The organism is Mesorhizobium sp. M7A.F.Ca.US.008.03.1.1, assembly GCF_003997495.1.
GTDB lineage: Bacteria > Pseudomonadota > Alphaproteobacteria > Rhizobiales > Rhizobiaceae > Mesorhizobium.
On the sequence record NZ_RZRU01000039.1, the window covers coordinates 22381 to 30035 of the forward strand.

A 7655-nucleotide genomic window follows, 5' to 3' on the forward strand; every position below is an offset into this window, starting at 1 on the left:
GCGGTCGGTCCTTTCAGGCGAGGTCCCGGAAACATCCTCCCGCCGTTTGCCGGGACCAGAGTAAATCGAGATTCAGGGGGCCCAGAAAACCTCTACGGGCTTATGCGCTGCGTCGAGCACGGCGCGGATTGGCTTTTGCGGCCCGGGCGCCACCGCGCCGTCGAAGGCTGTGCGTTTGTCCTCACCCTCTATGTGCAGCGCGATGAAGCCGGCTTCGACGATGCGCGCCAGCGACAGGGTCAGCCGCGGCTCGCCCGCACTTGCCGCATGAACGGGCAGCACGATCCTGTCGGAAGACGGATCGAGCAATGTAGCCAGGTTATCGGCATCGGGAAAGAACGAGGCGGTGTGGCCGTCCGGCCCCATGCCGAGCACGACGACATCGAGCGGCCAGGGCAAGGACCGGAGCGCTGCATCGTCGGACGAGGCCGCATCCTCGATGCTGTTGGCTTCGTGATAGAGCGGCACGAAACGAGCCGCCTTGGCCGCGTTCTGCAACAGATTGGCGGCCACCAGCCCGGCATTGGAGCGTGGCGAGGAGGCCGGCACGAAACGCTCGTCGACCAGCGTCACGATCACCTTGTCCCAGGCGATGGGTATCGCTGAAAGGGCGGCGAAGAATTTTGCCGGCGTGGTGCCGCCGGAGACGGCGAGCAACCCCGTGCCGCGCTCGGCGATTGCCTTGGTCAGGCGGCCGGCGACATGACCGGCGAGGGCTGCCGCCAGATCCTGGCGCTCAGTGAAGCCGTTCCAGCTATAGGCGGCGCTGTTCAATTGCTCTCGTGCCATGTCCGCCCGTCACGTTCGATCAGCGCTATCGAGGCCGATGGGCCCCAGGTACCTGCCGTGTAGCCCTGTGCCTCCTGCCTGGCACTTTCCCAGGCATTCTGGATCGGGTCGATCCATTTCCACGCCGCCTCGACTTCGTCACGGCGCATGAACAGCGTCTGGTTGCCACGGATGACGTCCATGATCAGCCGTTCGTAGGCATCCGGGGCGCGGCCATCGAAGGATTGCGCGAAACTCATGTCGAGCGAGATCTGGCGCAGCCGCATGCCGCCCGGGCCCGGATCCTTGATCATGATGAACTGCTTGACGCCTTCGTCCGGCTGCAGCCGTATGACCAGCTGGTTGGCGAAGATCGGTCCGGCGCTGTCGCCGAAGATCGAATGCGGGATCGGCTTGAATTCGATGACGATTTCCGAAACCCGCGTCGCCAGCCGTTTGCCGGTCCTGAGGTAGAACGGAACGCCTGCCCAGCGCCATGTGCCGATCTCGGCCTTGATGGCCACGAAGGTCTCGGTGTTGCTGTCGTGGGAAAGCTCCTCGACATAGCCCTTTACAGCTCCGCTGGCCGAGGCGCCTGCGCGGTATTGCCCACGCACGGTGTGCTTCGGCGCCTCGTTGCCGTTGATGCGCTTCAGTGCCCGCAGCACCTTCAGCTTTTCGTCGCGCACGGCGTCGGCATCCATCGACGACGGCGCTTCCATGGCGACGAGACACAACAGCTGCAGCATATGGTTCTGCACCATGTCGCGCAGCGCGCCGGCCTTGTCGTAATAGGTGACGCGGTCCTCCAGGCCAACGGTCTCGGCCACGGTGATCTGGACATGGTCGATGTGGGCTGAATTCCACAACGGCTCGTAGAGCGCGTTGGCGAAGCGCAGCGCCATCAGGTTCTGCACCGTCTCCTTGCCGAGATAATGGTCGATGCGGAAGATCTGGCTTTCGTGGAAGTCGTCGCCGACCAGGTCGTTGAGCTTGCGTGCCGAATCGAGATCGCGGCCGATCGGCTTTTCCAGCACGATGCGCGAGTTCGGCGTGATCAGATTGTGCTCTTTCAGCTTGTGCGAGATGTCGCCGAACAGCGCCGGCGCCACCGCCAGGTAGAAGGCTCGGATGCGGTCGCTGTCGCCGATCGCCTTCTTGAGCTTGTCGAAGCCGGCGCCGCTCGTCGCATCGGCGGAGACGTAGGACAGCCGCGCCAGAAAAGTCTTCAGTTCCTTGGCGTCGATGTCGGCCGGTTTGACGTGCTCGGAGATCGCCTGTTTGGCGAAGGCCTGGAATTCTTCGTCGCTCATTTTCGAGCGCGATGTGCCGATGATGCGTGTCGGCTCGGAAAACTGATGGTCGCGCTGGCGATAATAGAGCGACGGCAGAAGCTTGCGCTCCGACAGATCGCCGGTGCCGCCGAAAATGATGAAGTCGAAAGGCTCGACGGGGATGATCTGGCTGGTCATGGTCTGTCCGCTTTGACGCCGGTCGCTGTGACGCGGCTGATATAATCTAATCGATTTAAATTTTCCAGTGCCATGGTGTCACATCTGGGTGTATGCGCCTGCCCCTTGACAGTCCGATGACCCGGAGGCTTGTCGACAGGCGCGGCTCCGGAAGCCTTCGCAGTTGCAGCATAGAGCGGGATCGACGCGAAAGCCAAAGGAGAAATCGGCGATGGCCTCACATCTTTCGACCAATCCGCTCAGGAACGGTGGCTTTCGCACGGATGTGCGCCGTTGGCATACCGGTCGATAGGCGCCAATCATGAGCGGGAAAAGCATGCGTCTGGAAAACAAGATCGCCGTCATCACCGGTGCTGCGTCGGGCTTTGGCGAGGGCATTGCCAAGCGCTTTGCGCAGGAGGGTGCCAGGGTCGTTGTCGCCGATCTCAACGCCAAGGGTGCGGAGCGCGTCGCCGGCGAGATCGGCGAAGCGGCGATCTGGACCCAGACCGATGTCTCGCTGCGCTCCGAATTCGACGAGATGATCTATGCCGCGAAAAGCGCCTTCGGCCGCATCGACATCATGGTCAACAATGCCGGCTACACCCATCGCAACGGCGACATGCTCAATGTCGACGAGGAGACCTTCGACCTGATAACCGCCGTCAACATGAAGGCGATCTATCACGCGGCACTTGCCGTGGTGCCGATCATGGAGCGGCAGGGCGGCGGCGTCATCCTAACCACAGCCTCCACGGCGGGTCTGCGGCCGCGGCCCGGTCTCACCTGGTACAATGCGTCGAAAGGCTGGGCGATCACCGCCACAAAGTCGATGGCGGTCGAACTGGCGCCGAAGAACATCCGCGTCAACTGCCTCTGCCCGGTTGCCGGCGAGACCGGTATGCTGGAGAAATTCATGGGTGCCGACACGCCCGAGATCCGCGAGAAGTTCCGCGCATCGATCCCGCTCGGCCGGCTTTCGACGCCGCTCGACATCGCCAACGCCGCACTCTGGCTGGCCTCGGACGAAGCCGCCTTCATCACCGGCGTGGCGCTGGAGGTCGATGGCGGCCGCTGTATCTAACGTTTATCGCCCGAAGACGGCCGTGGTTTTGGGACGATATGAAAAAACAGGGCTGAAGCACATCGCCTGAATCCGTCAAGCGTAACGTGCTTTAGATAGCTGTTCATGCTTGGTTCGGTTGACTTGACCATCGGGCGTCCTCAAAGTCACCAGGGCTTGGGACCAGCTATGCGATGAATGCCAGACTACGGAAAATCCGCGAGAACCTGTGGCAGCGGGTCAGGATCTACAGGGCAAGATATGCCCGGTCCAAAAGCAAGTCGATCTTCATCGGCATAACCGGCAGCTCCGGCAAGTCGACCACAACGGCGCTGCTTGGGCATATATTGGCCAGCCACGGCTCCGTCCATGTCCAACTCCTTTTCCATTCGCTGCAGATGCTGTCGAGGATGCTTTCGCGTCGCATCAGTGGCGTAGACTATGCCGTCGTTGAGGTGTCGGCGTCGGCGATCGATTCAATCAAGCCTATGGCCGAGTTGCTGCGGCCGCATGTCGCTGTCGTCACGATGGTCCGGCTCGAGCACGTCTCAAGCTTCAAAACCTTGGAGAATGTCGCTCGTGAAAAGCGCGCACTGGTCGAGGCGTTGGAACCAGGCGGCCTCGCCCTGCTCAACGCCGATGATCCCCATGTGCTCGCCATGGCATCCGCGCAACGCTTCGTCACATTTGGCGAGTCGGACGCGGCCGATTACCGTATCACCGACATCAGTGCAGCATATCCGCGCACGCTTGGCTTGAAGTTGCACTGGCGCGGCGGTGTGCTGGACCTTCAGACGGCATTTCCAGGGGAGCATTTCTCGCTGCCTGTGGTCGCGGCAGCGGCAGCGGCTCTCGAACTCGGAGTTCCTGCGCAGACCGTCAAGGACAGGATCGAGACATTTCAGCCCCTCGTGAACCGATGCCAGGTGATCAGCCCTGCGGGCGGCCCGCACTTCATTTTAGACTCTGTCAAGGCGCCTTGGCATTCGCTGCCACTTGCCTTGGACATGATTGCAAAATCAACCGTTGGCGAAAAGCGGATCGTTCTTGGCCAGTTGTCGGACTTTACCGATTCGACCGCAAAGTATGCCCGCGCCTACAAAAGCTCGCGCGAGATCGCGAACCAGGTGATCTATGTCGGCGAGCATGCGCATCGCTCGAAGGCCAGCCAGACCGATCGCGACACTGGCCGATTCGTCGAACTGCGCACACCGAAAGAGGTCTCGGATTACATCAGGCGGACAGCCGTGCCTGGCGAGTTGATCCTGGTGAAGAGCTCTTCCAATCTTCATCTGGAACGTGTCGCACTCTCCTGGACGCATGACATCAAATGTTGGATCGCGGACTGCGGCAAGCGAGACGACTGCCTGGCTTGCGGCCTCTATGGAGTGCCCTTCGAGGAACACCGGGATTTTCTCGCGAAGCGCAAACTTGCCCGCAGAAGACATCGTTTCAGGTGGTTGCTCGGCGGGTGACCAAGCTTGGCTGCTTCGTCTCGGTCAGCGCAGACAACTGTCGTTGTCTCACGCACCGGTCTTGATGTAGCTCTTGTAGATCCAGCCGGTCTTGCCGTTGTAGGTGATCTGGCACCATTTCTTGCAGCTCATCACCTGCACCGAGGTTTTGGCCGGCACCGTGCCGATGGCGGCGGCATTTTTCTTCGGGCCGCTTCGCATGGTCACGGCCCTCAGGATGCGCCCTGTTCCGGCGGCCGCGGCTTTCCTTGGCTTCGCCTTGGCTTGGCTGTCATCGCCTTCTGCCGCTGGCTCTTGAGCCGGCACTTGTGGTTGCACCTCGGGAATGGCGGCAGTTTGTGCGCCGTCGGGATGGTTGCCCGCGGCTGCGCTGGGTGCGGCTACCTTGGCAAGTTCGGTGGCGGCATTGGTATCGGCTGCCGGCTGCGAGAATGCCGCCGCTTGCTTGTCCGGTGCCTTGTCCGCCAGTTGGCTGGGAGCAGTCGAATCGGACGCGGGTGCGGCCTTTGGCTGGGAAGCGGTCCAGCGCGGGTCATTGGCGGCGAGTGCGGGGATGTTGGCTTGCGCGGATGCCACGGTTGTTGGAATTGCGTCGGACTTGCGCACCTGCGGCACGGCTGCCGCGGCGACCGCGGCCCCAACCGGGGTTATTTTCGTCGTCTTCACCGGAACCGTTGGAATGGTCTGTTCGGGGCTCGCTGCCGCTTGTCTGTCGCTGGCCGGCAATGCCAGCCACAGCGCCACGGCGGCGACGCCAAGCAGCGCGGCGGTGCCGATCGCGGCGATTACCAGATGCGAGTTCGAACGGACTTCCTGCCAGAAGGACGGCCGCATGTCGTATCCGAACTGCATGGTAAAGCGCCGACGTTCCGGCGTACCGAAACTGAAGGGCTCTCTCACTCTTGCCACCTCCATAAGCGGGCCGACGTTCTTTCGATCTGTGCCGGAAGTCCGGCGTGTGATCCGCATCGGTCCCAAAAACAACGCGGGGCAGGCCCGCAACAATCCCCGAACAACCGCCCAGAACCGGCAGCTTTCGCCTGCGATTGTGGCATCAGTACGCCATTATAGGGGATTCTGCGCCTTTGCGGGAAATTGCGCAATGCGTCGCACGGGCAACAAATGTTACAATAAATATTACAATATTACATCAGGACGGCCGGCTAGACCCTGTCCCGCAGCGCAAACCAGTTGAGCGCCAGGAACAGCAGCGGCGTGCGGAAACGCCGGCCGCCAGGGAAAGGCTGGATTTTCAGATCCTCGATCAGCTTCAGCCGGTCGCGGTTGCCGGCAACGGTTTCGGCATAGAGTTTACCAAAGTAATTCGACAGCATGACGCCGTGGCCGGAATAGCCGCCGGCCGAGATGACATTGGGCATCACTTCGCGCACGAATGGCTTTCTCGGCACCGTGATGCCGACATAGCCGCCCCAGCCATGCGTGATCTCGACATCCCCGAGCGCCGGATAGAGTTCCGCGATCTGGCGGCGAATGTGGATGTGGATATCCTTCGGATCGTTGACGCCATAAACCTCGCGTCCGCCAAACAGCAGCCGCCCGTCCTTCGATTTGCGGAAATAGCGTACGACGAAGCGGGAATCGTCGACCGCTTCGCCGCCCGGCAGCACATCTGAGTCTGTCCCCAAAGGCACCGTCGCGCCGATGAACGAACCGATCGGCATGATGTGCGCGGCACTCACCGGCTCGAGCGTGCCGCCATAGGCGTTGACCGCTATCAGGCATTTTTGCGCCGTCACCGTGCCTCTCGACGTCGAAACCTTGACCTTGCCGCCACTGGAAATGATGCCGGTCGACGCAGTCCCCTCGAACAGCTGCGCGCCTGCAAGCGCTGCCACCCGCGCGGTACCGATCACCAGCTTCATGGGATGGATGTGGCCGGTGTCGGTGTCGCGCGTGCCGCCGAAATAGGCGGTCGAGCCCAGCCGCTCCGCCGTCTCCCTGGCATCCATGAACGAGATATGCGGGTAGGAAAAACGGCTCGCCATGATCTCGGCATGCGCCCTGTAGTCGTCGACATAGCGCGGCTTGTGCGCCACCGAGAGCTGGCCCGGCATATAATCGATATCGATCTGGTTGGCGGCAGTGAATTCGAGGAGATGCGTCTTTGCCTCTTCGGCGAGATCGAACAGCGCCTTGGCGCGGGAGAAGCCATATTCGGCTTCCAGGTCTTCGACCCAGGCGCGTTGACCGGTGCCGAGCTGACCGCCATTGCGCCCCGAGGCGCCATCACCGAAGCGATGCGCCTCGATCAGCACGACATCGGTCCCCGCCTTGGCCAGATGCGCTGCCGCCGACAGCCCGGTAAAGCCGCCGCCGATGACAACGACATCGCATGTCCGGTCGCCATCCAGCGCCGGGTATTCAGGTCTCGGGCCGGCTGTGTCCTCATACCAGGACCGGCCGGGGGAGATCGGGGATTGGTAGGGCATGATGCTCAACAAGGGAGTAGGGGAGTAGGGGAGTAGGGGAGTAGGGGAGTAGGTAAGCTAGTCGGCGGAAAGTTTGCTAGAAATCGAAGAAGCTTTCCCACTTTCGGTACTCGCCAACAGCGAGGCCGTCGTCGCTTTCGGCGCGATGCCGGTGCGTTCAGCAATTAGAAGCTGAGTTTCTAGTTCCTTCAGCGATCCTTGAGCTATGCGGAGAAACTGCACATAGGAGCCTCGAATTTCTCTTCCATACCCCTCCGCTATGTTTGCCGGCACCGAGCTTGCAGCGCGCCGCACTTGGCTGGTCAGTCCATAAAGTTCTTCCTTTGGCCAGGATTTCGTTGCGCCGTAAACAGCCACTGCAAGGTCCATCGCCTGTTGCCAAACCAGCAAGTCCTTGTAGGAACCTGTTTTCTCGACCATTCGTTCCTACTCCCCTACTCCCCTACTC

The 7655-nt window shown here is 61.5% G+C and carries 7 protein-coding genes; 2 read left to right on the top strand and 5 right to left on the bottom strand.

The window, feature by feature from the left end:
* Positions 1-72: 72 nt before the first annotated feature.
* Positions 73-789 (bottom strand): 6-phosphogluconolactonase, encoded by a 717-nt coding sequence (gene pgl, locus EOA16_RS31390; RefSeq protein ID WP_127261597.1) that lies wholly within the window; start codon positions 787-789, stop codon positions 73-75.
* On the bottom strand, positions 771-2240 hold the full coding sequence (gene zwf / locus EOA16_RS31395) for a glucose-6-phosphate dehydrogenase (RefSeq protein ID WP_023809187.1): 1470 nt from the start codon (positions 2238-2240) through the stop codon (positions 771-773). The genes pgl and zwf overlap by 19 nt, the downstream gene beginning before the upstream one ends.
* A gap of 316 nt (positions 2241-2556) precedes the next feature.
* Between zwf and EOA16_RS31400 the strand changes: the two genes are divergently transcribed.
* Both EOA16_RS31400 and EOA16_RS31405 read left to right on the top strand, forming a co-directional pair.
* Entirely contained in the window at positions 2557-3303 is a 747-nt protein-coding gene (locus EOA16_RS31400) for an SDR family oxidoreductase (protein ID WP_127261602.1), read from the top strand.
* A 173-nt stretch (positions 3304-3476) separates the two neighbouring features.
* Positions 3477-4757, top strand: a complete 1281-nt coding sequence (locus EOA16_RS31405) for a Mur ligase family protein (RefSeq protein WP_127261598.1) — start codon at positions 3477-3479, stop codon at positions 4755-4757.
* A gap of 48 nt (positions 4758-4805) precedes the next feature.
* Here the strand turns inward: EOA16_RS31405 and EOA16_RS31410 are convergent, their stop codons facing one another.
* From EOA16_RS31410 to EOA16_RS31420, 3 genes are all read right to left on the bottom strand, one after another.
* Positions 4806-5657, bottom strand: coding sequence for an SH3 domain-containing protein (locus tag EOA16_RS31410; protein ID WP_164754448.1), 852 nt, complete (start codon positions 5655-5657; stop codon positions 4806-4808).
* A 263-nt stretch (positions 5658-5920) separates the two neighbouring features.
* Positions 5921-7207 (bottom strand): FAD-binding oxidoreductase, encoded by a 1287-nt coding sequence (locus EOA16_RS31415; protein ID WP_127261600.1) that lies wholly within the window; start codon positions 7205-7207, stop codon positions 5921-5923.
* Positions 7208-7264: 57 nt separating this feature from the next.
* Entirely contained in the window at positions 7265-7627 is a 363-nt protein-coding gene (locus EOA16_RS31420; protein WP_127261601.1) for a four helix bundle protein, read from the bottom strand.
* Positions 7628-7655: the final 28 nt, after the last annotated feature.

Bases quoted from the DNA above. Each gene is read 5' to 3' on its own strand.
- zwf (WP_023809187.1), bottom strand. From the start codon at position 2,240: ATGACCAGCCAGATCATCCCCGTCGAGCCTTTCGACTTCATCATTTTC.
- EOA16_RS31420 (WP_127261601.1), bottom strand. From the start codon at position 7,627: ATGGTCGAGAAAACAGGTTCCTACAAGGACTTGCTGGTTTGGCAACAG.
- EOA16_RS31405 (WP_127261598.1), top strand. From the start codon at position 3,477: ATGAATGCCAGACTACGGAAAATCCGCGAGAACCTGTGGCAGCGGGTC.
- EOA16_RS31415 (WP_127261600.1), bottom strand. From the start codon at position 7,207: ATGCCCTACCAATCCCCGATCTCCCCCGGCCGGTCCTGGTATGAGGAC.
- EOA16_RS31400 (WP_127261602.1), top strand. From the start codon at position 2,557: ATGCGTCTGGAAAACAAGATCGCCGTCATCACCGGTGCTGCGTCGGGC.
- pgl (WP_127261597.1), bottom strand. From the start codon at position 789: ATGGCACGAGAGCAATTGAACAGCGCCGCCTATAGCTGGAACGGCTTC.